Origin of the sequence: Streptomyces sp. NPDC057302, from assembly GCF_042667685.1 — a bacterium.
Classification (GTDB): Bacteria; Actinomycetota; Actinomycetes; order Streptomycetales; family Streptomycetaceae; genus Streptomyces.
On record NZ_JBHUZJ010000041.1, the window covers coordinates 19693 to 43709 of the forward strand.

26 protein-coding genes are annotated in these 24017 nt (G+C 69.0%); 18 read left to right on the top strand and 8 right to left on the bottom strand.

Annotated features, from left to right (window positions below):
- Positions 1-7 precede the first annotated feature (7 nt).
- On the bottom strand, positions 8-4753 hold the full coding sequence (locus ACFUPX_RS25930; protein ID WP_383327238.1) for an FtsK/SpoIIIE domain-containing protein: 4746 nt from the start codon (positions 4751-4753) through the stop codon (positions 8-10).
- Positions 4754-4979: 226 nt separating this feature from the next.
- Between ACFUPX_RS25930 and ACFUPX_RS25935 the strand changes: the two genes are divergently transcribed.
- Positions 4980-5279: a WXG100 family type VII secretion target gene (locus tag ACFUPX_RS25935; protein WP_351170116.1), complete on the top strand. Its 300-nt coding sequence runs from the start codon at positions 4980-4982 to the stop codon at positions 5277-5279.
- A gap of 81 nt (positions 5280-5360) precedes the next feature.
- Here the strand turns inward: ACFUPX_RS25935 and ACFUPX_RS25940 are convergent, their stop codons facing one another.
- Positions 5361-6041 (bottom strand): hypothetical protein, encoded by a 681-nt coding sequence (locus ACFUPX_RS25940; RefSeq protein WP_383327242.1) that lies wholly within the window; start codon positions 6039-6041, stop codon positions 5361-5363.
- Between the two features lie 61 nt (positions 6042-6102).
- Here ACFUPX_RS25940 and ACFUPX_RS25945 point away from each other — a divergent pair, with 61 nt between their 5' ends.
- From ACFUPX_RS25945 to ACFUPX_RS25960, 4 genes are read left to right on the top strand one after another with little or no spacing between them, the layout of a single operon-like run.
- Positions 6103-6411: a hypothetical protein gene (locus tag ACFUPX_RS25945; RefSeq protein ID WP_383327245.1), complete on the top strand. Its 309-nt coding sequence runs from the start codon at positions 6103-6105 to the stop codon at positions 6409-6411.
- Positions 6412-7662 carry a putative T7SS-secreted protein gene (locus ACFUPX_RS25950; protein ID WP_383327248.1) on the top strand — a complete coding sequence of 417 codons (1251 nt, stop codon included), beginning with the start codon at positions 6412-6414 and terminating at the stop codon, positions 7660-7662. It begins immediately after the preceding gene.
- A 42-nt stretch (positions 7663-7704) separates the two neighbouring features.
- Complete coding sequence (locus tag ACFUPX_RS25955) at positions 7705-8382, top strand: hypothetical protein (RefSeq protein WP_383327251.1); 678 nt, start codon at positions 7705-7707, stop codon at positions 8380-8382.
- Positions 8379-8975 carry a hypothetical protein gene (locus ACFUPX_RS25960; RefSeq protein WP_383327254.1) on the top strand — a complete coding sequence of 199 codons (597 nt, stop codon included), beginning with the start codon at positions 8379-8381 and terminating at the stop codon, positions 8973-8975. The genes ACFUPX_RS25955 and ACFUPX_RS25960 overlap by 4 nt, the downstream gene beginning before the upstream one ends.
- Before the next feature lie 37 nt (positions 8976-9012).
- On the opposite strand, the gene ACFUPX_RS25965 is transcribed toward ACFUPX_RS25960, so the two are convergent.
- The 5 genes from ACFUPX_RS25965 to ACFUPX_RS25985 all read right to left on the bottom strand — a co-directional run bounded on the left by ACFUPX_RS25965 (position 9013) and on the right by ACFUPX_RS25985 (position 12917).
- Entirely contained in the window at positions 9013-9597 is a 585-nt protein-coding gene (locus tag ACFUPX_RS25965) for a hypothetical protein (RefSeq protein ID WP_383327257.1), read from the bottom strand.
- 66 nt (positions 9598-9663) lie between these two features.
- On the bottom strand, positions 9664-10728 hold the full coding sequence (locus tag ACFUPX_RS25970; protein ID WP_383327260.1) for a hypothetical protein: 1065 nt from the start codon (positions 10726-10728) through the stop codon (positions 9664-9666).
- Positions 10725-11396 carry a hypothetical protein gene (locus ACFUPX_RS25975; RefSeq protein WP_383327263.1) on the bottom strand — a complete coding sequence of 224 codons (672 nt, stop codon included), beginning with the start codon at positions 11394-11396 and terminating at the stop codon, positions 10725-10727. Before ACFUPX_RS25975 ends, ACFUPX_RS25970 begins: the two co-directional genes overlap by 4 nt.
- A gap of 169 nt (positions 11397-11565) precedes the next feature.
- Complete coding sequence (locus ACFUPX_RS25980) at positions 11566-12312, bottom strand: hypothetical protein (RefSeq protein WP_383327266.1); 747 nt, start codon at positions 12310-12312, stop codon at positions 11566-11568.
- Between the two features lie 314 nt (positions 12313-12626).
- Positions 12627-12917, bottom strand: coding sequence for a hypothetical protein (locus ACFUPX_RS25985; protein ID WP_383327269.1), 291 nt, complete (start codon positions 12915-12917; stop codon positions 12627-12629).
- Between the two features lie 195 nt (positions 12918-13112).
- Here ACFUPX_RS25985 and ACFUPX_RS25990 point away from each other — a divergent pair, with 195 nt between their 5' ends.
- Positions 13113-13628 (top strand): hypothetical protein, encoded by a 516-nt coding sequence (locus tag ACFUPX_RS25990; RefSeq protein WP_383327272.1) that lies wholly within the window; start codon positions 13113-13115, stop codon positions 13626-13628.
- Positions 13629-13656: 28 nt separating this feature from the next.
- On the opposite strand, the gene ACFUPX_RS25995 is transcribed toward ACFUPX_RS25990, so the two are convergent.
- Positions 13657-14274, bottom strand: a complete 618-nt coding sequence (locus tag ACFUPX_RS25995) for a hypothetical protein (RefSeq protein ID WP_383327275.1) — start codon at positions 14272-14274, stop codon at positions 13657-13659.
- A 478-nt stretch (positions 14275-14752) separates the two neighbouring features.
- On the opposite strand from ACFUPX_RS25995, the gene ACFUPX_RS26000 reads away from it, so the two are divergent.
- The 12 genes from ACFUPX_RS26000 (at position 14753) to ACFUPX_RS26055 (ending at position 24014) form a co-directional block, all read left to right on the top strand.
- Entirely contained in the window at positions 14753-15484 is a 732-nt protein-coding gene (locus ACFUPX_RS26000; protein ID WP_383327278.1) for an RcpC/CpaB family pilus assembly protein, read from the top strand.
- Positions 15485-15501: 17 nt separating this feature from the next.
- Complete coding sequence (locus ACFUPX_RS26005) at positions 15502-16353, top strand: hypothetical protein (RefSeq protein WP_383327281.1); 852 nt, start codon at positions 15502-15504, stop codon at positions 16351-16353.
- Positions 16350-17660, top strand: coding sequence for a CpaF family protein (locus ACFUPX_RS26010; RefSeq protein WP_383327283.1), 1311 nt, complete (start codon positions 16350-16352; stop codon positions 17658-17660). Before ACFUPX_RS26005 ends, ACFUPX_RS26010 begins: the two co-directional genes overlap by 4 nt.
- 7 nt (positions 17661-17667) lie before the next feature.
- Positions 17668-18744: a type II secretion system F family protein gene (locus ACFUPX_RS26015; RefSeq protein ID WP_383327286.1), complete on the top strand. Its 1077-nt coding sequence runs from the start codon at positions 17668-17670 to the stop codon at positions 18742-18744.
- On the top strand, positions 18741-19679 hold the full coding sequence (locus ACFUPX_RS26020; protein WP_383327289.1) for a type II secretion system F family protein: 939 nt from the start codon (positions 18741-18743) through the stop codon (positions 19677-19679). The genes ACFUPX_RS26015 and ACFUPX_RS26020 overlap by 4 nt, the downstream gene beginning before the upstream one ends.
- An 89-nt stretch (positions 19680-19768) precedes the next feature.
- A complete protein-coding gene (locus ACFUPX_RS26025; protein WP_383327292.1) occupies positions 19769-20020 on the top strand; it encodes a hypothetical protein in 252 nt (83 codons plus the stop codon).
- Between the two features lie 103 nt (positions 20021-20123).
- On the top strand, positions 20124-20501 hold the full coding sequence (locus ACFUPX_RS26030) for a TadE family protein (protein ID WP_383327294.1): 378 nt from the start codon (positions 20124-20126) through the stop codon (positions 20499-20501).
- Positions 20502-20536: 35 nt separating this feature from the next.
- Positions 20537-20983, top strand: a complete 447-nt coding sequence (locus ACFUPX_RS26035; RefSeq protein WP_383327384.1) for a TadE/TadG family type IV pilus assembly protein — start codon at positions 20537-20539, stop codon at positions 20981-20983.
- A 14-nt stretch (positions 20984-20997) separates the two neighbouring features.
- Positions 20998-21459 (top strand): TadE/TadG family type IV pilus assembly protein, encoded by a 462-nt coding sequence (locus tag ACFUPX_RS26040; RefSeq protein WP_383327296.1) that lies wholly within the window; start codon positions 20998-21000, stop codon positions 21457-21459.
- A gap of 148 nt (positions 21460-21607) precedes the next feature.
- Complete coding sequence (locus ACFUPX_RS26045) at positions 21608-22264, top strand: hypothetical protein (protein WP_383327299.1); 657 nt, start codon at positions 21608-21610, stop codon at positions 22262-22264.
- A complete protein-coding gene (locus tag ACFUPX_RS26050) occupies positions 22261-23313 on the top strand; it encodes a hypothetical protein (RefSeq protein WP_383327302.1) in 1053 nt (350 codons plus the stop codon). The genes ACFUPX_RS26045 and ACFUPX_RS26050 overlap by 4 nt, the downstream gene beginning before the upstream one ends.
- A gap of 59 nt (positions 23314-23372) precedes the next feature.
- Positions 23373-24014, top strand: coding sequence for a hypothetical protein (locus tag ACFUPX_RS26055; RefSeq protein ID WP_383327305.1), 642 nt, complete (start codon positions 23373-23375; stop codon positions 24012-24014).
- Positions 24015-24017 lie beyond the last annotated feature (3 nt).

The window sequence follows — 24017 nt, forward strand, 5'->3', positions numbered from 1 at the left end:
CCCGTGATCACATCGGCGTCGTGACCGTCGCGATCTCTCCGCTGCCCAGGTGCAGCATCCCCTTGCCGGGGGCGATCGGCCCGCCGACCATGCTGCGTGAGATCCGCAGACCGATGAGGTCACCGCTCGAACTGTCCTGCGGCGAGAGGAGAATGCCGCGGCGTCCCTTCTTCACGTCGACCTGCCAGCCGGAGAACCCGCTGCACACGTCCTCCTCGTCACCGGCGAGGACCAGCGCGAGGCCCTGCTCGGTGCCGCGCTGGACGATGCGCTTGAAGTGGCTCGCGGCCTCGCAGTCCTCCAGCATCTCGCCGTCGTCGATGAGGACGACGATCGGCTCCTCGATCGAAGCCGATTCGATGGTCTCCTCGAAGTCGTCCTCGTCGATGTCGTCGCCGGTGAAGAGCTTCAGGACGCCCTCGGCGCCGTCGAGTTGGCGCAGCGGCGACTGGCGCGGGGCCGCGATGACCAGGCGTACGCCCTGGGCGAGATAGGCGCGTGCCATGTTCATCAGGACCGTGGAGCGGCCCGACTTGGCCGGGCCCGCGATGACGAAGGCCGGTACGCCCTGGGCGAGGTCGGGGCCGTGGCCCATGACCTCGTCGCCGCCGATGCCCACCAGGGCCCACAGCTTGGAACGCGACGCGTCCGGGTCGCGCAGCTCCCAGGCCTCGTCGAAGGAGATGCGGCTGGGCAGCGTGTCGACGCGGAACGGGCGGCGGTGGCGCGGCACGTCCTCGTCGCGGACCGCGGCGGCCTCGCCGATCGAGGTGATCGCGGCGGCCTGACCCTGTCCGGTGACGTCGTCCGAGAGCAGCGCGAACTGCGTCTCGATGCCGCTCTCGTTCCTGAACGCGCGGCCCGGCGGGATCTCCTCGGGCACCTTCTTGGCGGGGATGCCGAGCATGGAGAAGTCCGAGCGGTCCGCGAGCCGCAGGCCGTACTTGTCCTCGGTGAGGGAGGAGACACGGCCGACGAGGAGCTGGCGGTCACCCGTGAGCACCATGTGCAGGCCGACGCTCGCGCCCTCACGCATGATCGCGGTGAGCTCGTCCGTCAGGCTGCCGTGGTCGATCTCGCCGAGCGTGGGCAGCCAGCCCTCCCAGCGGTCGAGCAGGACGACGATGTGCGGGAGGCGCTCGTCCTCGCTCGCGTCGGCCCGCTGCTCGCCGATGTCGGCGTACCCCTTGTCCGCCAACAGGTCCTGGCGGCGCGTCAGTTCACCCTTGAGGCGGTTGACCAGGCGCACGACGCGCTCGGTCTGGTTGCGGCTGACGACGGCGCCGCAGTGCGGAAGCCGGGTCAGGGCGTTGAGCGCGCCGTTGCCGCAGTCGATGCCGTAGAGGTGGACGTCGGCGGACGAGTGCGTGCGCGCCAGGGAACCCGCGATGGTCCGCAGGACCTGCGAGCGGCCGCTGCGCGGCGCACCGCCGATCATCAGATGCCCGAAGGACGCGAAGTCCACGACGACCGGGCGTCGCGCCTGGTCGCCGGGCAGGTCCTCGATGCCGTACGCGGCGGGCGTCAGCTTGCCCGGTCCCGTCCTGGGCGCCGGTGCCGGGATCTCGTCCAGGAGCAGCGTCTCGGAGAGCGCGGGCAGCCAGGGGCTGTGCTGGGCCGGGATGCCGAGGGCGGCGTTGGCCTCGATGACGGTGTCGACCAGGACCTTCAGGTCGGTGATCTCCTCCTCCTCGCGGGCCTCGGCCTTCGGCTTGACCAGCGCGCCACGGCCCAGGGTCGTCCAGTCCAGCGCGTCGACCCACGGCGCGAGCAGCTGCGGGTCCGCGGCGCCGGGGCGCCGGCCGCCGACCCGGCCCGACTGGAAGGGAACGAGCGAGGCGTGGCCGAGACGTACGTACGCGCGTCCCGGTGTGTTCTTGGAGATGTGCCCGGCCTCGGGGGAGTCGATGACGTCGGAGGACTCGCCGCCGTCCGTCACGCGCAGGGCGATACGGAGGTTGGTGTTGGCGCGGATCTCGGGGGAGACGACACCGCTGGGCCGCTGGGTGGCCAGGAGCAGGTGGATGCCGAGCGAACGGCCTCGCTGGGCGATGTTCACCAGGCCCGTCACGAAGTCGGGCAGGTCACGCACCATGGAGGCGAACTCGTCGATGACGATGAGGAGTCGGGGCACGGGCGGGTGCGAGGGGTCGCGGCGCACCAGGTCCTGGTAGTCCTCGATGTCCTTGGCGTCCGCGTCGGCGAGGATGTGCTCGCGCCGCTTCAGCTCGGCGCCCAGGGACTCCAGGGCGCGCTCGACGAGGTGGGCGTCGAGGTCGGTGACCATGCCGACGGTGTGCGGCAGCTTCACACAGTCCTTGAAGGCCGAGCCGCCCTTGTAGTCGATGAGGACGAAGGTCATGTTCTCGGGGGTGTTGGCCACCGCGAGCGCGGCCACGATGGTCTGGAGCAGCTCCGACTTACCGGAGCCGGTCGTCCCCGCGATCAGGCCGTGCGGCCCGTCCTTGCGCATGTCGATGCCGAACGGGCCGTCGTACGACTCACCGATCACGGCCATGGTCGACTGCCCGCCCGCCTGCCAGCGGGCGGTGATGGCGCCCGACGTCGGCGGTTCCAGCTGCAGTACGTCGAGCAGGCGGCTGGATCCCGGCAGCGCGGAGTCCTCGGTCTCGCCGCTGATGTCGCGCAGGGGGGAGACCGAGCGCGCGAGGCGCAGGCACCAGGCGGGGGAGACGAAGTCGGGGCGTACGTCGCGCAACCGCTCGGCGCCCGTCATCTCGACGCGCAGCCGCAGCTCCTGCGAGGCGTCGGCCTGGGGGGTGTCGGGGGTGGTGGTCGTGTGCCAGGCCTGGAAGGAGGGGAAACCGCCGGGGGTCTGCTGCGGTGCGGCGGCCGGCTGCTGGAAGGGGGCGCCGCCGGGCTGCCCGTGCTCCTTCGGCTTGGGCTCGGCGACCACGAAGGCCAGGCACTCGCCGGGCAGGAACCGCTCCTCGGTGTCGAGGCAGAGCGCGTACACGCCCACGGCGGGACCCTCGCGCAGCAGCCGTACGACACCGGGCAGGGACCGCAGGCGACGCGATCCGTCCCAGACGACGACGATGTCGGGCTCGCTGAAGCTGGCGCCCTGGCTCTTGTTCGCCTCCAGGACCTTCAGACGGGCGTCGAGGATCTGGGTCAGCTCACCGATACGGGCGCCGACCGTCTCGGCGTCCGTGCCGATGAGGACGTTGATGTCCTGGCCGGAGGCGGGCCTGACGTGCGGCAGCCAGCGCACCCAGTCCCAGCTGCTCTGCGCGCCGTTCTCCGTGAGGACGTAGAACTGCACGTCCATCGGGCTGTGCAGGGTCGCGGTCTGCGCCACCGCCCAGCGGCCGAGCGCGGTCGCCGAGTCGCCGGGGCCCGCGATGCCGATGACACCGAGGCCCTTCAGGGGCAGCGCGACGGGCGCGTCCTCGATCTTCCAGGTGACCTGACGCCGGTGCTCGTCCATCTCCGGGTCGTCCAGGACGACTTCGGAGGGCAACTGGCCGGTGCCGAAGCGAAGGAGCAGGTGATCGGCGTCGGTGCGGCGGCGCTCCCACAGGCGGGTGCGGGGGCCGGTGCTCAGGGCGAGGACGGTGGCGGGGTCGGGTATGGCGTTACGCCGGTCCAGACGCTCGGCGACCAGGGCGTCCTGTGCGTCCTTCTCGATCCGCCGCTTGGTCTCCTTGTACTCCTTGACCTGCTTCGCATGGGACTTGCGCCCGTGCTTCTTGTCCATGAAGTAATTGCCGAAGAGCATGATGGGGCTGAGGCCCGCCATGATCAGGTAGTACCAGCGATTGAAGATCATCGCGGCTACGACCGCGCCGACCAGCGGGAACAGCGCCATCAGCCAGGGCAGTGGCCGCGCCTCGAAGTCCCGTACGGGGGCCGGGAGCCGGAAGGTGGTCTGCCGCTCGGGCGGGCGCAGCCGCGGGGGCCGGTTGTAGTCGAGTCCCGCGCCGTCCTCGGACCACTTGAGAGCGGCGTTGGGGGGCGCGTACCTGACGAGTTCGAGCAGGGTGTTCCCGACGGCGATCTGCGCCCCCAGGGGCCATTCACCGCTGTCGCGCCGGGCACCGCCGCGCTTGTCGCTCTCGCGCCGCTGGTCCTTCTTCTCCTGCTTTTCCCGCTTCTTTTCCTGGCGCTTCTCTTTGCGGGAACGCTCACCGCCGGAATCGAGACCGCCGCCCTCGCCCGTGTCGTTCTTGTCGTTTTTCTCGTTTTTCTCGATACCGAAAGGCTCACCGTCGAGGGTTACGGCGTCCTTGTCCTTCTTCTCCCCGTGCAGTGCGACTTGGCAGGTTCCATCGGTTGCAACTGACAACGTGAGGGCGCGCGCGGGCATCTCCGGATCGTCGATGCGGATGTACGAGGCGTTCCCGCTGCCGATGTCGTAGCGCCCGATGCCCAGCCGGTGCAGGGCCCCCGCGGAGGGCCCGCTCACGACGCGCAGCTCGACGAGGCCGGTGGGCTCGCCGGGCAGGCATCCCGCGGGATCGTTCAGGCTGACGATGGCGCCCTCGCGCAGCGGCGAGGTGCCGACGGTGGCGGAGGGATCGACGGCATACCCGTCCACATAGATCATCGGGGCGCCCGCGGCGGGGGACTGGTGCCCGCCGCCGATCGGAATGATCTGCGCCCCGCTGTGGCCGACCTGCCGGGCCAGCTCCACCGCGATGTCCTGCACGGTGGACTCGGGATCGGCATCGAGGACCACGTCGGCGGTACCACCGCCGAACGGATCGACGACGGTCAGAGTCAGGCGCACGATCGTCCTCCCCGTAATGAACAATGGCGTCGACGATAGCCGCTCCACCCTTCACGCAGGCAACGGCCCGTACACCGGCTCATAGCAGAGCTGTGACTCAACCGGGGTGTGAACACACCAGCCCCACCCGTAAGCTGCTGCCGCAAAGAGCGGACGATCACACCATCCGCGCACACGGGAGCCACGGGGGCCTTCCCTGGGGCAAGTTGATTAGGGAGTGGGCTACATGGCCAAGGACCTTGATGTCACATATCAGGACATGCGTGACGCGGCCAAGCATGTGGTCAAGGAAAAGGACAAGCTCAAGGAGAAGCTGGACGGCCTGCGGAAGTACATCGCGAACCTGGTCGAGTCCGGCTTCGTCACCAAGAGCGCGTCGAAGGCGTTCGACGAGAACTTCGACGAGTTCGTCAAGGGCGCGAAGGACACGCTCGACGGCCTCGACGGCATGGGCGACTACCTGACCAACGCCGCGGACAAGTTCGAGCAGATCGATGATGAGCTGGGTCGCGCGGCCAAGAAGTAAGGCGCGCGCGGGGTGCGCGTCCGGTGCGGCGGCGAACGCTGCTGAACGCACCGGGCGGCGCCCGGCCGGCCGCGTCGTCCGTCAGCTGTCCGCGAGCGGCTCGCGGATCAGATGCATGTGGAGTTCGCTGCGGGGCGTCTCCGACTCGACGCGCAGCCAGGACCCGTCGCGGAACCGCAGCAGCAGGATCTTCGTCTCGAACTCACCGTGGAACGGATCAACGACGGTTGCTTCGGCAGCGGAAAGGCGCGCGACGACCTCCATCAGCTTCTCCCTGCTTCCGGACACGCGCCGGGGCGGGGCCGCCAGGACGATGTCGCCCTGGGTCACGAGGACGAGTCGCTCGTCGTGAGGGGAGTGGCTGTACCAGCGGAGCAGGAACTGCCCCGCCTCAGCCTGCCAGTTCCCGTCGAAGACGCGGTCGAGTCCTTGCTCGGCGGCGAGGGCGTCACGCCGCTTCTCGTCCTGGTGCTTGGTCCGCAGCCGCTGCTTCTCGGACGTCGGGGCAAGGAGACGCTCGACCGCCTTTCCTCCGCGTGCCAGGTAGACGAACGCCATGACGAACGGCGCGAACGGCAGGGCGAGCACGTTGCCGAGCACGTCCAGTGCGGGCGCCCTCCCGGGGCGAAGACGTGGGGTACCGGCCGCCCGGAGCACCTCCGCGGGGGGCTGCGGGATCTGGTCGATCGTGCACCAGGCCGAGGCATCGGCCTGGAGGCCGAGACGGTCGGATATCGCGCGTTGGCTGCCCCTGGAGGTCACGTCAAGGCTCTCCTTGCCATCAGGTGCTCAGTCGGAATCAACGAGAAGAGGGGTCGTCCTCGTGGGGGACCATATCAAGGCGGATCTCGCCGCCATCAAGAAGTGTTCACGTGATCTTGGCCGGATTCACAACGAGTTCGAGCGCAACGGTAATCCGGCCGATGAATACGGAAGCGCGGTCGGGCACGGTGGCCTGAAGGACGCCTTCTCGGAATTCGGGGACACCTGGAAGAAAACCAGGAAGAAGCTGATGAAGGAACTCGAGCAGCTTGCCGAGTTCACGTCGACCGCCGCCAAGGCGTACGACAAGATCGACCACGAGCTGGCGAAGGCCATCCGGGACGCCAAGGCGAAGAGCAAGGGGAAGTAAGTGAGCAGGACGGACAGCGACTGGCCGCCACTGTGGCATGACGACCCCACGCCGGGCGACCCCGAGGAAGTGGCCGAACTGGGCCGCAAGTTGCGCAAGATGGCCGACATGATCGACGAACAGTCACGGGTCATCAAGGCGCTTGCCTCGGTGGAGGGTTGGGACAGTGAGGCCGGAAAAGGCTTCCACGAGATGGCCGGTGGCACGGCGGACAAGCTGAAGAAGTCCTTCGAGCGCTACGACGAGGCGGCCAAGGCCGTCGGCGAGCAGGTGCGGGAAGGCAGCTCGGACGAGTTCGCCGGCGAAATGCGCAGGGCGCAGCGCAAGGCGGACAAGGCGCTGAGCGATTACCGCGAGGCGGAGAAGGACCACGACATCGCCGACCGCGAGGTCAAGAAGTACGAAGAGAAGTACCCCACCCGCAATATCCCCGCCAAGGACAAAGAGGACTACGACCGCTGGGTCGAAAAGCGTGCCGAAGCCCTGCGCCGCTACGGCAGCGCGAGAAAGGGCGTGAAGGACGCCAGGGACATTTACGACGACGCGGGGGACAAGGCCGCCAAGCACATCAAGAACGTCGTGCACCACGATGACGTCCGGGACCCGGGCGGCTTCATGAACATGCTCGCGGACTGGGCGGACGCGCTCTCGAACATATCCGCCGTCCTGTCCGTGCTCGCGGTGATCTGCGCGTTCGTCCCACCCCTTCAGGTCCTGGTCCCCATTTTCGCCACCCTTGCCGTGCTGACCAGCGCCGCCGCGCTCGCGGGCCATGCGTACGACATGACGGCGCGTGGCGGAAAGCTCGACTGGATGAAGCTGGGTACGGACGCGTTGGGCGTGCTGCCGGGCCTCGGCGCCCTGAAGGGATTCAAGGCGTTCAAGGGCATGAAGAACATGACGAAGCTCGGGCGCCTGGGGGCCAGGGGAGCCAACGCTCTCGACGGCGTCGGGCACAACTTCTTGAACGGTCTTGCGGTCAAGGGCGTCAACAAGATCCTGGGCAAGACGGCGCGCAGGGACCTCATCGACGGCAAGAAGATCACTGCGGTGATCAAGGGGTCCGGCCTCGCGAGCGCCATCCACCGGATGGCAAGCGGTGAGAACGGCGAGAAGACGGGCTACCAGGAGCCGAAGAAGCCCCACCCTTCCGGCACACCGGCCCCGACCCCCACCCCGTCTCCTTCCCCCCGGCCTTCACCCACACCGCAAGCCTCGCCGAAGCCGTTCAATGCGGCCTTGGCGGCGTAGGTCGTGTCCGGAGGCGTTCGTGACGGAGAGCAGGATCCACAGGTGACCACCACCGACACCATCGAAGTAGACCGGCGCAGCCCTGAGGGAAGCGGCGGAACGGAGATCGACGTCCGCTGGATCATGCCCGAAGGGTTTTTGGAGCTTCCCTTCGAGGCGGACGACCTGGACGAACTGGTCGACCAACTCGTGGAGTTGGCCCAGAAGGCGCTGCCGGGAGGCACCGAGGACGTACATCTCGAATGGGCCGCCATGTGTATGGCGAACTATGACGAGTTCATCGAGGCGGGACTCCAGTACGCGGGTTTCGTCACGACGGAGGTCGAGGGCGTCCGCTGCACGGCGACGGTGAACGTCAGCCTCGTGGACCTGGACGAACGGGCCGGACCCAAGCCGGTGGGCTTCCTCGCGTCCACGATGCGACACCTGGAGATCGGCCAGGTGGACGAGGTGAAGCTGCCCTGCGGTCCGGCGGTGACCTGCATAGGAACACGGCAGGCCAGCGTGGACGCCAGCCTCACGGGGTCGGGGAAGGACGAGCCCATCTGGACGTCGTTCATCCAGGTCCAGATCCCGCTGAGCAACCAGACCCTGATGCTGCTGGAGATGGGAACGCCGACGGCCGAAGGCTGGGACACGTTCTCCGCCATGTTCGCCGGCGTCGTGAAGAGCGTCCGCTTCTTCGACGAGCAGGGACTGCCCTTGGTGATGCCGGGGTGAGCGCGGGGAACGAACCACCGGAGACGGACGCAGCACCACTCGCGGCGACGGCGATCCCCACGGACTACCGCCTCCTCGTCCCCCGCGAGTGGTTCCGCGTCGACCTGACGCAGGACAGGTGGCGCCGCCACCTGAAAACCTTCGTGGACGGCCAGGCACAGGGCCGCGCCGTCTCCGCGGACCTCACCCGCACCGTATGGACCACCCTGCGCAACACGGCAGAGGTCGGCCTGGCCCGCGGCGCGATGGAGTTCTACCTCCTGACGACGTCCCAGGACGGCGGCCTGCCCGCGTCACTCCTGGTGTCGTTGATGCCGCTGGGCGGCTCGGCTGCGGACCCGCGGAGGTACGCGACGTACATGGCAGCACGCGAGTCCGAAGACGGAGCCGCGGGCAGACAAGTGTCCGTGGTGGGCCTCCCCGCGGGCACGGCCGTACGCGTACTGGGCGCCACGTCGCTGGACATCCATGTCCATGTGCCGGGCGGCACGGGCTACTTGGTGCTGTCCTTCTCGGCGCCCGTCACGGGGATGTCCGGGGCCATGGAGCGGTTGTGCGAGGCGATGGCGGGGTCTTTGCGGTGGGTGATGTGAGGTGGGAGGTGGGTGATGTAAGGACCCCGCGGTCGCATCAGTATCTGCTCTGATCAGGCAGATCGAGTTCAGCGGCATCAGAATGGAAGTTCGCTGCGAACGGGTACGGCCCGTAGTGCGGATAGAAGGTCGGCACATCGCCGCCGTTCTCCGCCGCGATGTGCGCGATCTTCCGGTACGCGGCTGCCCTGGCCCTGACCTTCTGGCGAGGGCGGTTGCCCCACTGCCGGACCAGCATGAGGACGAAGAACCCGAGGGTGGCGGCGAGGATGAGGCCCGCCCCCGCATAGAAGAGGGACTGGTTCCTGGTGGACTCCCAGTACTGGACGTAGGCGCCCCAGTAGATGAAGAGCCCGACGAGGATCAATGCCGTGGGGATTCCGGCTTTCAGTCCGCCGTTTTGCAGCTGCACGTCATCGATATGGCGAAGGCGCAGCATCTTCAGGACCGCCTCGTCGTCGAGGAAGTCGAACTGCACCCTGCGCCCCTCGGATTCAGCCGCTTCCCGGGCCGCCGGCACCGCGGCGATGACGTCGCCCGGGATCATCTTCCTGATGATTCCTTCGCGGGCTCTGTACTCCCAGGGGCCGGGCTCGCGGTCCTCTTCGTCCTCGTCCGACATACGGAAGGTGCTCCTCTATACGTGGTAAATCGCGGGCAGCTGCCGCGTGACATGCCTCCGCCGGGGTTACCGGTTGATCGACTGGATTTCCTCGACCGTGATGTCCTGGACCGCCTCGATCGTGCCGTTGGGCATACCGACCGCATCCGCCTGGCCCGTCCCCTGCCAGCTGATCTCCCACGTGAGGGAGGCCTTCAGCGGGAACGTGTCGCCGCCGGACGAGCGGCGGTAGAGGATGCCGCAAGGAGGGGTCTCCTTGGACTTGCCCTTGGCGTAAGGCTCACCGATCTTGCCGTCGGCGATGGGGCATTGGCCGTTCGCGGGGATGGTGGTGGCGTCCTTGGTGCCGGGGTCCAGCGTGAGGGACTTGGGGGTGGCGGTCGTCGTCGCCTGGAGGTTGAAGCCGGGGACGTCGATCTCCGCCGTCGCCTTGACGTCGTCGAAGACGGCCTTGTCGAGCCAGGCCCAGGTGGGCAGATTCACCTTGGTGACGGCCTCCGGCGCGAGGGTGACCTTGGTGCCGGGGAGCTCCATGTGCTGGTAGGCGAGTGCCGCGAGCATCTCCGGGGTGATGGCCTCTTCGTACTGGGGAGGCGCGGGTTCGCCGTTGTCGACCCAGAAGGGGATGTCGGAGCACGACATGCGCTTGAGGACGTCCGGCTCGTCGGGGTTCTCGAAGCCCGCCCAGAACATCCCCTTGCCGTCCTTCTCGACGTTGTAGTCCTTGTAGCCGGGGGTGTCGGTCCAGCCGTAGTCGTCCTCGTAATGGCGCTTGAGCTCACCCAGGGCGCTTCCCCCCGAACCCAGCCCGGGGGTGTTCATCTGGTCCTTGATGTTCGCGGACATCTTCTTCTTGAAGTCCTTGGCACCGAGGTACGGGGCGTACCAGCAGGCCGGCGGATCCCAGTTGACGTCGGCAGAGGTGACGTTTCCGCTGCCGCCGTTCTTGGCGACGGCTCCTGAGTACCGGACCGTCGCGGCGGCATAGATGCCGGTCTTGTCGCTGCCGCCCTCTTCCTTGGCTCCGCCCTTGCCGTTGCCGAAGTCTTCGTCGGCGTAGGCGACTGGGCCCGTCAGGAGACCGCCGACGACGAGAGACAGGGAGAGGCAGGCGGTCGCGGCTCGTCTCACGCGCACTGGTCTGCCTTTTCCGTCACGTATACGAGAGATGCGCGCCACAAGTCGTCCTTCCCCGGGAACTTGGTCATAACGATCTTGAAGAAGTCGTACGACGCCGCTCCGGGTGTCCCCTTGCGGACCTTCTTCGACTTCACTTCCTTTGAGTAGAACTTGCTGGAGTCCACGCAGAACGTGACCTCGGCCGCGTTGCCGTTCGGGGACTTGCGCACCTTCTCCTGGAAATGGCGCCGGGTGCCCGTGGAGGTGAGGCCCGCGTCGACGCGTCCCTGGATCTGGGTGCGGGCGTAACTGAGACCCTTGTCCGTCGCGTAGGTGGAGACGGCCGGGTCCTTGACGGTCTGCTCGGCGACTCCCCGGTAGATCGACTGCACGAAGTGCCGGGCGTCATCCACCGCCGCGGCCTCGTCCTTGTCCTGTGGCTTGTCCCATTCGAAGACGAGGTCCATGTCCTTGGGCAGCGTCAGGTCCACGCCGTCCGCCTTGCCGTCCTCCGCCGAGGCCGAAGGCTCCGCCGACTTCTTCGGCTTCCCGGAGTCCTGGTCGGCCCCGGCGATCTTGTCGCTGTCCTTGGAACCGTCGTCTCCGCTGCCACAGGCGGTCAAGAGCAGGGCAGCGGCCGCGGCGAGCGCGGCGGTGACGGGCATGATGCGGCGGTTCACAGTCGGCTCCCGGTGGGGCGAGGGGGTCTCCAAAGCGCCGACGCTATCTGTGGGGTTGTTGGTTCCACCAGAGTTGATAGCGGGGCAAGGCACCCCATTTCGGCGAACTGTCATCGTGTCGTGACGCACGAAGGGCTCCCCTGCAGAGCCCCGGCTGCTCGCAGGAGCCTCAACTCAGCTTCTTCTCCTGCGACTTGACCACTGCCGGGAAGATCTTTCCGTCCCCGGCACGCGACTGCAGGAACGCGTTGCCGTCCACCGAGTAGTAGAGGGCGATGGTGTCGCCGTGGCGGGTGGCCTGGGCGTGCACGGTGTGCGTGTTGTTCTCGTACTGGGTCGTGGCGCGGAACGCCAGGGAGTCGTCGGCGCCGGGCGTGGGCGCGACCCCGGCGGTCTCGGAGGTGACGGACGTGTACGCGCTGGAGGCCTTGTCCCCCTTCGCCGTAAAGCCGCCCTTGCAGGCGCCGACCGCCTTGGTCAGGTCGGCCATGGCGTCCTGCGCCTTCCCGGGCGCGTACGTGGCGAGCGTGACGTAGGTGAAGGTGCCGTCGAATTCCTTCGCCTCCGCGACGCGGACGAAGCTGTCCTGCGTGTCACCGACGGGGTACTGGTTCATCGCGTGCCCCAGCGGCGCACAGACGGGCTTGCTGAGCTTGATGTTGTCCCTCGACTTCGCGAACACGAAGTTGTCGGCGGGCTCCCTGACGGCGTGGGCGGGCACTTCGTTCTTGGTCAGAGCGAGCTGGGAGGCCGATTTGGTGGGCTTCTTCTTGGCGGGAGGCGCGGAAGAGCCTGCTGCCTCGTCGGAGCTGTCGCCCTTGCTCCCCTTGCCGTCGTCCCCGCTGCCGCAGGCCGTCAGGAGCAGGGCTGCGGTCGCGGCGAGCGCGGCGGCGACGTGCGTGGTGCGGCGGTTCACGGTCGGCTCCCGGTGGGGCGAGGGTGGCTTGGGCGGGCCGACGTTATCTGTGGGGTTGATGGTTCCGCCAGGGTCGAAAGCCGGACAGGCCCCTATATCTCGGTGGACCGTCATCGTGTCGTGACGCGCGGGATGTGTATGCGGCCGTGACAAAGACCATGGTGGCGGTCGGGAGCGGAACACTCCGGCCGCTGTGCGGCTTCCGGGAGCCGGGAGCCGGGAGCCGGGGGCCGGGGGCCGGATGCGAAGGATCCGGATCGGCGTCGGCCTTACGCGATTCCGGGGTGGCTTGACGTCTTCGCTACGAGGGGCGATCAGGGAGCCCAGACGCTCAGCGTGCGCGCCAGCCCTTCGAAGTCTTCGGCCGCGCGCATCAGATGGGCCACGTCCTCCGTGGCGGTCCAGATCAGGACGTCCGCCTCGTACTCCTGGACCTGCCAGGCGTAGCGGACGCAGGCCGGCAAGTGGGACGAGTCTTCCTGGGGGATGTAGCGGAAGGTGGTCAGGCCCCTGCCGAGCCTCTCCGACGTGAACGGCTTGACGACGGGGGGCTCGACGGAGTTCGGGTCGTCCGCCTCGGCGCTGCGTTCCAGGGTGCCGGCCACGAAGTCCACACCGTTCGGGCCGGGGTCGAGGTCGTCGACTTCGCGTCGAGTGCGTCCAGGAGGCTGTGCGCGTACTGGGCCGAGCGCGTCGCGGCCGTATGAATGAAGAAAAGAGAAGGAGGGCGACTGCCGCGGCGGGGTGTTGACGAGATGCGGGGCGGTGTCTCCGAGGGGGCTTCTTCTAAGGTGGCGCGCATGTACATATCGCCCAGCGCGCTCGACGGCAGTCGTCGCCATCGGATGGCCGTTGGCGGCATGTTGTTCGTGGGGTTGCTCGGGGCCGGGGTCGGGATGGCGGTCCCGGCCGTCAGTGGTGACATGGGTGGCCTCGCGCGGCTGGGCCTGGGGGCGGCGGGTGTTTCCCTGTTGGCCGTTGCCTGGTGGGCGGCGCGTTACTGGTACGCCGCGTTCCTCTCCGGGCGGCGTGAGGAGGCCGTGCCGGAGCCGAACCCGTGGCCTTGGATGTTGCCCTGGACGGTGCTGACCGCCGTGGCGCTCGTCGGCGGAGTGCGGCTGCTGGCGCAGGGGGACAGCGGGGGGTGGTTCGCGCTCGGCTTCGGGGCGTTCATGGCGGTTCTCTGGGGGCTGGCAGTGGTCTCCGGGGTGTTGATGCTGCTGGAGCGGCGGCGTACGAGGGCTGGGGCACCCGGCGGTAGCGCCGCGTCCGCCGCGCCGCCCAGGCCCCGGCGCGGCTGGGGCTCGATCGGCTGACGTCAGTCATCCAGCCATCCATCCCGGGCTACGGAGTCTCCGTGTGCTCCAGCCAGCGTGACACCGCGTCCCGCGCAGGCTTGGGGAGATGAGGCCAGTGCGCCATGTCGGCGCCGAGATCCCTCAGCGTTCGGATGCGCTGCGGATCCCTCAACGCCACGCAGTCCGTGTATTCCTCGCCCGTCGACCCCCGGACGATGACATCGCCCGCGACAGACAGCATCACGAACTCCGGGTAGCCCCACCCGCTCCCCGTGACCCCGGCCGCGGCACCGGCCCCCGCCAGATCCCACTCCGCCTCCAGCGTCACCCGCGCCCACCACAAGCCGTGCGGCGACTCGGCCACGTTGCCGGGGACGGAGAGCAGGAACTCCGGGGCCGCCGCTGAGAAAAGACCTTGCTCCGTGGAGAGGCCGTACCACTCGGCGTTCACCCTCTCCGGAAGGTCTGGCAGGCCGATCCTCAAGCTGACGGCGACCTCCCGCCCCTCGGCAGCCGTCGAGTTCGCGAAGGACGCGAGGTTCGGCGGTATGAGTGGGGTGGGTGAGGTGGAGGGGGTGGAGGGGGCGACCATGCCCAGGTACTTCAGGCCGCTCCGTGCCAGAGATGTCGCGAATTCCCGTTCCTGCGCATCCCGTTCCCGCACGGAGTCTCCCCTCTGTTCTCCACCCCCTGCCCGGAGCACGACCCGCGACCGAATTTGGCCGAACTCCACCCAACCAGGAACCACCCCCACCCCTCCCGGCGTCATCCGTCCGGCTGACGGATCAGCTGCTCATCGGTTCCGCGTGGTCGCCGGGCGGCCGTCGATCGGCCGGTGTTCCTCATCACCGCGCTCTCCGGCGCCCGTTGCGCAAACGGTGGATATTCGCGTACGCACATCCTCACCACCTCCTCCACATCCCGGAATGCGTGGGAACCATGGAGTGTGGATTGCGCGTGGATAACGATGAGGCGCACGGGCTTCGGCGGTCTTGGCGCGCCTTGAGGGGCTTATGTGCTGCTGATACGGTGCGATGACTTGACACTGTGCCTGGGGCTGAATAGCCCGCCCGAGGCGGGCGAAGAGAGTCGCGAGTGTCTGAAAATGACCGAATCTTCTTGGGCGTGCGGGGAGCAGTTGCGTGAAGATCCAAGAGCGTACGGGGGCGGGCAGCCGTTCCGCCGCGCCGGTTCAGCCAGCGGTCGGTGAGCGCCTTCCCGCGCCGCCTCGCGAGCGCAAACCGGCACTCGCCGCCCTGGCCGTTCTGCTCATCCTCGTCGGCGCCCTCGGCGCCACCGTGCTCGTGCTGCGCGCGGGCGAGCGTGTAGAGGTCGTGAAGGTGACGGCCGAGATCCCCGCGGGGGAGACGGTGAGCGACAGCAACACCACCTCCGTCATGGTCGCCGACGACGCGGGCATCAACTACGTGAAGTGGTCGCAGCTCGGCGAACTGAAGAAGCTCAAGGCCACCAACACCATCCCCAAGGGTGCCGTGGCCGTCGGTGAGATGTTCTCCGGCAAGAGCGGCCTGCCCGCGGGCAAGTCCGCCGTCGGTGTCTCGCTCAAGGAAGGGCAGTACCCCGCGTCCGGACTGAAGTCCGGCGACAGCGTGGACGTCTACCAGGTCGGCGACTCCCCTTCCTCCGGGAGTGGCAGCAAGGAGACCGGCGGCTCCGCCGGAACGGGCGCGAGTGACTCGCCCATCGTCTCGGCCGCCCGCGTCAACAACGTGGCGGAGAAGAGCGACTCCACCGTGAGCACCGGCGCCCTCGGCATCACGCTCCTGGTGGACACCGCCGACGCCGCCGCCGTCACCAGGGCCGCGTCCGCCGGTGCCGTCTCGCTCGTCCAAGTGTCTCCCAACGGCAACTAGAGGCGAGTAGAAGAGACATGGCGCTCATTGCTCTCGCCGCCGACAAGGGGTCTCCCGGAGTCACCACCGCGGCCGTCGCGCTCGCTGCCGTCTGGCCGCGGCGCGTGCTCGTCGCGGAGACCGACCCCGCGGGCGGCGACCTGGTCTACCGCAGTGCCGCCGCGCACGGCGGACCGCTCAACCCCAACACCGGGATGCTCAGCATCGCGGCCACCGCACGCCGGGGCCTCGTACCCGATCAACTCTGGGACCACACACAGCCGTTGGCCGGTGGGCTCGAAGTCCTCGTGGGTCTTGGCGTCGCCGAACAGGCCGCCGGGCTCGCGGGGCTCTGGCCCACCCTCGGCCGTGCCTTCTCGCAGCTCGCCGACTCCCCGCACGCGCCCGCCGACGTCATCGCCGACTGCGGTCGCATCAGCGGGGACACCCCTGCCGTCGAGCTGTTCCCGCAGGCCGCCCTCGTGCTGCTCGTCTCGCGGACCGAGCCCGAGGCCATCGCGCGCGTACGTGACCGTGCCGCCGCCCTCGCCGCCAAGCTGCACGGCGGATCCCGTGGGGCCGCGTCGCTCGCGACCCCGCTCATCGGCGTACTCCTGATCGCCGACCCCTCGACGTCCGCGAAGCTCGTCCACCAGGTCAACGACATGCTGATGGCCGCGCAGACCGGCGCCCGCGTCGTCGGCACGCTCGCCGGGGACCCGGCGGGCGCCGAGCAGTTGGCGGGCCGCAAGCGCGGGCGTCTCGACAAGTCGATGCTGATCCGCTCGGCCCGCAAGGTGACCGTCGACCTCTACCAGCAGTACGGCGCGGCCTGGGCCAACCCGGCCGCGGGTCCGCACGGGGCCGGCGCGCACGGGGCGGGCCGATGAGCGTTCCCGTCGATCACCAGCTCGTGAAGCGGTTCCGGCAGGACGCCGGTGACCGCATCGCCGAGCAGCGCCGCCTGGACCAGGTCTCCGGCGTCACCCCCATGTCGGGCGAGGACGAGCGGCAGTACGCCCGCGCCGTCATCGCCCAGATATTGGAGGAGTACGCCCGCACGGAGATCAACGCCGGGCGCACCCCGCTGGACGCCGACACCGAGGAGAAGTACGCGGCCGCCGTGCACGCCGCGCTCTTCGGCGTCGGACGGCTCCAGCCGCTGCTCGACGACCCCGAGGTCGAGAACATCGACATCAACGGGTACGACCAGGTCTTCGTCGGATACGCCGACGGGCGCGAGGCCAAGGCGGACCCGGTCGCCGAGACGGACGAGGAGCTCATCGAGCTCATCCAGATCCTCGGCGCCTACTCCGGTCTCTCCTCGCGTCCCTTCGACTCCGCCAACCCGCAGCTCGACCTCCGGCTCCCCGACGGCTCGCGTCTGTCGGCCGTCATGGACGTCACGCGGCGCCCGGCGCTCTCCATCCGACGTGCCCGCATGGGCAAGGTCTTCATGTCGGACCTGGTGGGCAACGGCACGGTGACGCCCGAGGTCGCGCACTTCATGGCGTGCGCGGTGCGGGCCCGCAAGAACATCATGATCGCGGGCGCGACGAACGCCGGAAAGACCACTCTGCTGAGGGCGCTCGCCAACGAGATCCCGCCGCACGAGCGCCTGGTGACCGTCGAGCGAGCCCTCGAACTCGGCCTCGACCAGTACGCCGATCTGCACCCGAACGTCGTCGCCTTCGAGGAGCGCCTGCCCAACTCCGAAGGCCAGGGCACCATTTCGATGGCGGAGCTCGTACGCCGTTCGCTCCGTATGAACCCGTCGAGGGTCATCGTCGGTGAGGTGCTCGGCGACGAGATCGTGACCATGCTCAACGCGATGTCGCAGGGCAACGACGGCTCGCTCTCCACGATCCACGCCAACAGTTCGAGTGAGGTCTTCAACCGCATCTCGACGTACGCCCTCCAGGCCACCGAACGGCTGCCCATCGAGGCGAGCCAGATGCTGGTGGCCGGAGCCGTCAACTTCGTCGTCTTCATCCAGCGGCGCAACAACTACCAGACCGGCGGCAAGCTCCAGCGCATGGTGACCTCGGTCCGCGAGGTCAACGGCGTCGACGGCCGCGTCCTGTCCAGCGAGGTCTTCGCGGAGGCCTCGAACGGGCAGGTCGTCGCGCACGCGCCGATCGCCTGCATGGACGACCTGGCCGTGTTCGGCTACCGCCCCGCCGGGCAATGGGGGTGAGCACGACATGAACTCACTCGGCTCGATGGGCGGCCTTTTCTCGCTGCCCGTCCTGTACGCACTGGGCTGCGGCATCGCGGTCGGCGGTGGCATCGCGGTCCTCGCGATCGCGCTGCGCGGTCTGCCGGTGAAGCCCGCGCACGAGAAGCAGAAGGCCAGCGAGCGGATGAGCGAACTCATCCGGTTCGCGGGCCGGCGCGGCTCGCTCGCCATCGGCGTGGGCCTGGTGGTCCTGCTGCTCACGCGCTGGGCGGTGGCGGGCATCGCCTCCGGGATACTCGTCTTCTTCTGGGACAAGCTCTTCGGCGGCGCGTCGGAGGAGCGCGCGCAGATGAAGCGCGTCGAGGCGCTCGCCGCCTGGACGGAGTCCCTGCGCGACACCATCGCGGGCGCGGTCGGCCTGGAGCAGGCGATCCCCGCTTCGGCGCGGGCCGCTGCCCCCGTCCTGCGCCCCCACCTGGACGCTCTGGTGGACCGGCTGCGTGCGCGTACGCCGCTTCCCGAGGCGCTGCAGATCCTCGCCGACGAGATCGACGACGCGTCGGCGGACATCATCGTGGCGGCGCTGATCCTGAACGCCAAGCTGCGCGGTCCGGGTCTGCGCCAAGTCCTGGGCGCCCTGGCCAAGTCGGCCCGCGAAGAGGTCGACATGCGCCAGCGCGTGATGGCCCAGCGGGCATCGACCCGCAGGTCGGTGCAGATCGTGGTCGCGGTGTCGATCGCGTTCGTGCTCGGCCTCTCGATCTTCAACCGCGACTTCGTCTCGCCCTACGGCACCGCGGTCGGCCAGCTCGTACTCGCCATGGTCTGCGGCCTGTTCGCGCTCGGCTTCTGGTGGCTGCGGAAGCTGTCGACGGTGGAGACGCCGGACCGCTTCCTGGTACGGGACGAGCCCGGCGTGCAGTTCGTACGGCCGCGGGGGCCGGGTGCGGGTGCCGCTCCCGGTGCGGGCGAGCAGGCGCCGCTGACGGGTCCGGCCGGTCCGTACGGACAGCCGGGTCAGCCTGGGCAGCCGGGTCAGCCTGGGCAGTCCGGCCAGCCCGGCCAGCCCGGCTTCTCGAATCCTGAGGGGGTACGTCGATGAGCCTGACGATGCCGATAGTGATAGGCGCCATCCTGGGCCTTGGCATCTACGCCCTCGTACGTGCCCTGATGCCCTCCAAGCGGAGTGCGGTCGCCACCGTCGCGCGGATCGACGCCATGCGGGCGAGGGGCGCGGCGTACGAGTCGCACCGCTCACCGGCGCACGGCGACGGCAAGAAGGACTCCGGCCGCCTGAACTCGACGCGTGCCCGGGTGGGCACGCGGGTCGCCGAGTTCTACCTGGAGCAGGGCTGGGAACAGCGCTCGCTCCGCGCCGACCTGGCGGTGCTCGACCGCAGCTGGGAGAAGTTCCTGGCGACGAAGACGCTGCTCGCGGCCGCGGGAGTGTTCTTCGGGCCGTTCATGTTCGCCATCATCTGGACGCTGGGCGTGGGCAGCAGCCCGATCATCCCGGTCTGGCTGGCCTTGATGTTCGGCGTTCTCTTCTTCTTCCTGCCGGACCTGGAGGTGCGGCGGGACGCGGCCGAGAAGCGGCGCGACCTGCGGCGCGTCATCGGTGCCTATCTGGACCTGGTGTCGATGAGCCTGGCGGGTGGCCGCGGCCTCCCCGAGGCCCTCATGGCGGCGGCGGAGATCTCCGACGGATGGGCGACACGGCGTATCCGAAGTGCCCTTGCCGACGCGCGTATCACCGGCATCAGCCAGTGGCAGGCGCTCGGCACGCTGGGCGAGGAACTGGGCATCGAAGAGCTCAAGGACCTGTCGGCCTCCCTCGCCCTGGTGGCGGACGACGGCGCGAAGGTCCGCGAGTCGCTCGCCTCCCGCGCGGAGACGATGCGCCACCGCGAGATGGCCGAGATCGAGGGCAGCGCGGGCGAGAAGTCCCAGTCGATGCTCGTCGCCCAGCTGCTCCTGTGCGCGGGCTTCCTGGTCTTCCTCATCTTCCCGGCGGCGATGCGCGTGTTCCAGGTCTAGCGATGACCACCGATCTTTAAGGCGAAGGACGGGCCGGCCGACGGGGGCGGCCCGACAACCTCCCCCCACTCCTGAGAGGACAACTCACCATGAACGGACGGAACTTCAGCACCGGTATCCCGGCGATGGACTTTCTGGTCACCTTCCTGCGGGGCCGCGTCGAGCGCGCCCGCTCCGGCGAGCTCGACCGCGGCGCGTCCGCCGTCGAGTGGGTCATCATCTCGGCGGTCGTCGTGGCGATCGTCGGCGTGGTCGCCGCCGTCATCAACGGCGCGCTGAAGGGCGGCGCGGAAGACGTCAAGAACTGCATCGAGGGTGCCGACGCCGGCAAGACCTGCTGATCAGCCGTTGACCGGGGAGCGAAGGCGGGGACGAGTGCGCGGGTGCGTGAAGCGATGGATACGCCGCAGGGTGGAGGCAGCCTCCACCCGCGGTGAATCCGGCATGACCGCGATCGAGTTCGTGCTGCTCACCCCGGTCCTCTTCTTCATGATCTTCGCGACGGTGCAGTTCGCGCTGTACTTCTTCGCGGATCATGTCGCCCAGGCCGCGGCCCAGGCGGGCGCCCGCAAGGCCCGTGCCACGGCCGACGAGAACCCGGGCGCGTGGCGGGGCGAGGCGCGGGACGTGGTCGACGACTACATCCAGCAGCTGGGCCCGCAGTTGGTGCTCGGCCCGGACGTGAAGACGGTCGAACCGAAGGCGAACACGGTCGGCGTGGAGATCACCGCGAAGGTGCCGTCCGTCTTTCCCGGCCTGGACATGACGGTGCACGCGCAGTCGGCGGGCCCGGTGGAGCGGTTTGTGGAGGACGACGGCTGATGGGGAACGCAGGGGCCCGCGCCGTCCGCCGCGGGATGCGCGCTGCCCTCCATGGGACGAGTGCGTGGGCTTCGGACCGTCGGCGGCGGTCGTCGGACCGGGGCCTCTCGACCATCGAGGTGGTCATCCTCGCTCCCGTGATGATCCTCTTCGTCCTGATCCTGGTGGCCTTCGGCCAGCTCGTGGACGGCCGGGGGGCGGTCGACGGGGCGGCGCGCGATGCCGCGCGTGCCGGTTCGATCCAGAAGGACCAGGGCACGGCGATGGCCGAGGCGAAGGCGGCCGCGGCGGCCAACCTCACGGACATCTGCGTCGGCCCGATCGACGTCAGGAAGACGAGCCCCGGCTTCGTCTCCGGCACGTTCTTCACGGTGGAAGTGAGCTGCCAGGTGCGGGGGTTGGCGATGCTGGGCCTCGACATGGAGACGACGCTGAAGGCCACCTTCAGCTCGTCCCTCGACCCCTACCGGAGGTCGGCGTGAGCACGGATCGCCGTATGCGGCTTCGGCGTATGGGCAACTGGGTCACCGCCCGTCGCGAACGCCTCGACGACCGTGGCTCGGGCGCGGGTGCCGTCATCATCTTCGCCCTCGTCTTCCTCTCGCTCTCGGCCTTCGTGATCGACGGCGGCCTGTCCATCTCCAAGCGGGAACGGGCCGCGGACATCGCGGAACAGGCCGCGCGCTATGCCGCGCAGGACCTCGACACCGAGGGCATCTACGAGGGCGCCAAGGGCGCTCCCATCAACTACGAGAACTGCGGCGCACGAGCCCAGCAGTACGCCCGTACGACGGGCATGAGCGGCGCGGACGTCGCGGCGACGCACTGCGTGACGGCGAACGCCAACCAGGTCGAGGTCGAGGTCCAGCTCACCTACAGCCCGGTGTTCACCGGGATGTTCTACGGGGGCGACGTGACGGTGCGGGGGCGGGCGGCCGCGGAGAACGCGGTCGGCTGAGCGGGGCTTTTCCCGGGCGTCTACGCCAGGGGTCAGCCGACTCATCGGACTTTCACTCCGGGGATGTCGATCTTCTGGTGACCTTCGGTGGGGGTGGGCGGTTTTACCGCCTGTTCCCCGTTGCGGGAGGTACAGGAGGTGGGGCCGGGTGCGTACGAGGCTGGGATTGCCGTGGGTGGGCGCGGTTGTGGGCGGGCTGGTGCTGGCCGGGTGCGGTGGGAGCGCGGAGCCCAGGGGCTCCGACGAGATCGCCGGTGTGGGGCAGGGGGCGGACAACGCATCGGTGACACCGTCCACCGCCCCCGGCGACGGAATCGCACGCCCCATGACCACGCTCCCCGAGGGTGATCGACTCGTCTTCGAGCCGCAGAGGCAGAAGACGGGTGATGCGAGAACGGACGCGGTGCTGCGTGACAACGCCGAGTACTTGCGTGCCGTAGACGAGGCGATCGGCGATCAGAAGCCCAGGTCAAAGGCGGTGGCCTTCTACAGCAAGGGCTCGGCCTACCTGGACTCGGTGGAATGGATCGGCGGCTTCGTCGAGGACGGGACCACGGTGACGGGGACGGTCCGCTACTTCGATCGCCGGGTGACGTTCAGCGAGGACGGTTCGGCAGGGCTCACGTACTGCGGCGACGAGTCCAAGGGCTTCACCAAGGACCTCAAGACGAAGAGGACCAACGTCACGCCGGTCACCAAGGATTCGTACGTCTTCTACAACGACCGGCTGAGGAAGAACTCCAAGGGCGTGTGGCAGCTCACCAAGAGCGTGGCGGAGCGAGGCAGCAAGGCCTGCCGCCCATGAACGGTTACCGAGCCGCGGCTCTCGCGCTGACGGTTTGTGCCGCATCGCTGCTCGCGTCGCCGATGGCACCCCGGGCCTGGGCCGACCGGACCAGCGACGAGGCCAGCAGCGAGGCGAGAGGCGGGACGGACGGCGGCGTCATCACCGCACAGACCCGCGTACGGACTTCGGTCCACGGTGGTGGCGCGGACCCCTCCTCCGCGACCGGCTCACTGTCCCCGGTGGGAGCCGCCCGGCCACGCCCGGCATGCTGGTACGAACCCGCGTTCTCCCCCAAAGAGATCCAGAGCACCGTCAAGGCATGGCGCACCTTCGGGGCGAGTGCTCCGCTCTTCGGCGGTATCGGCCACGTCATCGGCGACGCGCTGGAGCGCCGCTACAAGGACGGCCACCCCTACAAGAACTACAACCTCCCCCAGCAGGGCAAGGGAATGTTCTGGGCCGCAGTGGTGAACCCCAACCGCGCGGACGACCCCGGGGCGACCTCGTGCGACCGGCAGCCCTTCTGGGTGGACAAGGGGGAGACCCCCGAGGACCCCCAGGCGGTCTCCCCGAAGATCCTCGCCGAGTACGCGTACGACGAACTCCCCGTACCCGGCACCGAGATCAAGACGGCCCCGAGCGGCCGTTCCACGGTGAACCTGCCCACCTGGGTCTGGCTGGACAAGGCCAGGTTCAAGAAGATCAGCGTCACGGCGAGCCTGCCCGGCACGGGCCTCGCGGCGACGACGACCGCCGAGCCCGAGGCCCTGCACCTCGACCCCGGCACGCCCGACGCGGCCCGCTTCCCCGCATCCGGCGGCTGCGCGATCCGCGAGAGCGGCGGCATCGGCGAGGCCTACGCGCGAGGCAAGTCGAAGCAGGAACCGCCGTGCGGGGTGACGTACCTACGCTCCCCGGGGCCGAACGCCACGTACGCCCTCCGGGCCACCCTGACCTGGCGGCTCCGCTGGAGCAGCACGACCGGCGAGGGCGGAACCCTGCCATCCGGTTCCTTCGGCGCGACCCGGCGGATCCCCGTACAGGAGATCCAGTCCGTGAACCGCTGACCCCGACTGCTCGTAGGGTGGTCCGGACGGATAGCTGTTCGGAGGGGACGAGAACTGCCATGGCCCGGTACACAGAGCCGCAGACCATCGCGCGCGGCGGATTCAGCATCAAGGTGCCGGAGACGTGGTGGGAGTTCGACGTGCGGCCCGAGTCGCGCGACGCCGCCATCCGGCAGATGATCAACGACCGCGTACGCCAGCGCCCGGAGCTGGCCCCGTACCGGGAGGACTTCGAGGGCTTCCTGCGCAAGGCATCGAAGGACGCCTGGCAGTCCGGCGCCCTGTACTGCGGCTGCATGGCGGAGAGCTTCGGCGGTGATACGCCGGTCACCGGCTCGGTCACGGTCTCCCTGGTCGGCGCCCGCACGGCGAACGGCGACGTCCTGCCGACGGACCCGGACCGCATCGTCGCCCAGCTCGGTGTGCGCGAGGCCAGGCGGGAGGGTGACGCGTGGCGGAAGGTGAAGACGGTCGATATTCCGGGCGTCGGGCTCGCGGCGCGGACGTACGGCCTGGAGGACATCTCCGTACCGGGCGACGAGCGCACGCTCCGTGTCGTCCTGATGCAGACCTTCATTCCGGTGCCGGGGCAGGAAGGGAAGGTGGCGCTGGTGTCGGGCAGCAGCCAACAGCTGGAACTCGCGGACGCGTTCTTCGACATCTTCGACGCGGTGACGTCTACGTTCCGCTTCGCGGAGTGACGG

Coding starts and splice junctions, on each gene's coding strand:
- ACFUPX_RS26005 (WP_383327281.1), top strand. CDS start 15,502: ATGGCGCTCATTGCTCTCGCCGCCGACAAGGGGTCTCCCGGAGTCACC.
- ACFUPX_RS26025 (WP_383327292.1), top strand. CDS start 19,769: ATGAACGGACGGAACTTCAGCACCGGTATCCCGGCGATGGACTTTCTG.
- ACFUPX_RS26050 (WP_383327302.1), top strand. CDS start 22,261: ATGAACGGTTACCGAGCCGCGGCTCTCGCGCTGACGGTTTGTGCCGCA.
- ACFUPX_RS26010 (WP_383327283.1), top strand. CDS start 16,350: ATGAGCGTTCCCGTCGATCACCAGCTCGTGAAGCGGTTCCGGCAGGAC.
- ACFUPX_RS25965 (WP_383327257.1), bottom strand. CDS start 9,597: ATGTCGGACGAGGACGAAGAGGACCGCGAGCCCGGCCCCTGGGAGTAC.
- ACFUPX_RS26035 (WP_383327384.1), top strand. CDS start 20,537: ATGCGCGCTGCCCTCCATGGGACGAGTGCGTGGGCTTCGGACCGTCGG.
- ACFUPX_RS26040 (WP_383327296.1), top strand. CDS start 20,998: ATGCGGCTTCGGCGTATGGGCAACTGGGTCACCGCCCGTCGCGAACGC.
- ACFUPX_RS25935 (WP_351170116.1), top strand. CDS start 4,980: ATGGCCAAGGACCTTGATGTCACATATCAGGACATGCGTGACGCGGCC.
- ACFUPX_RS25990 (WP_383327272.1), top strand. CDS start 13,113: ATGTACATATCGCCCAGCGCGCTCGACGGCAGTCGTCGCCATCGGATG.
- ACFUPX_RS26020 (WP_383327289.1), top strand. CDS start 18,741: ATGAGCCTGACGATGCCGATAGTGATAGGCGCCATCCTGGGCCTTGGC.
- ACFUPX_RS26030 (WP_383327294.1), top strand. CDS start 20,124: ATGACCGCGATCGAGTTCGTGCTGCTCACCCCGGTCCTCTTCTTCATG.
- ACFUPX_RS26055 (WP_383327305.1), top strand. CDS start 23,373: ATGGCCCGGTACACAGAGCCGCAGACCATCGCGCGCGGCGGATTCAGC.
- ACFUPX_RS26015 (WP_383327286.1), top strand. CDS start 17,668: ATGAACTCACTCGGCTCGATGGGCGGCCTTTTCTCGCTGCCCGTCCTG.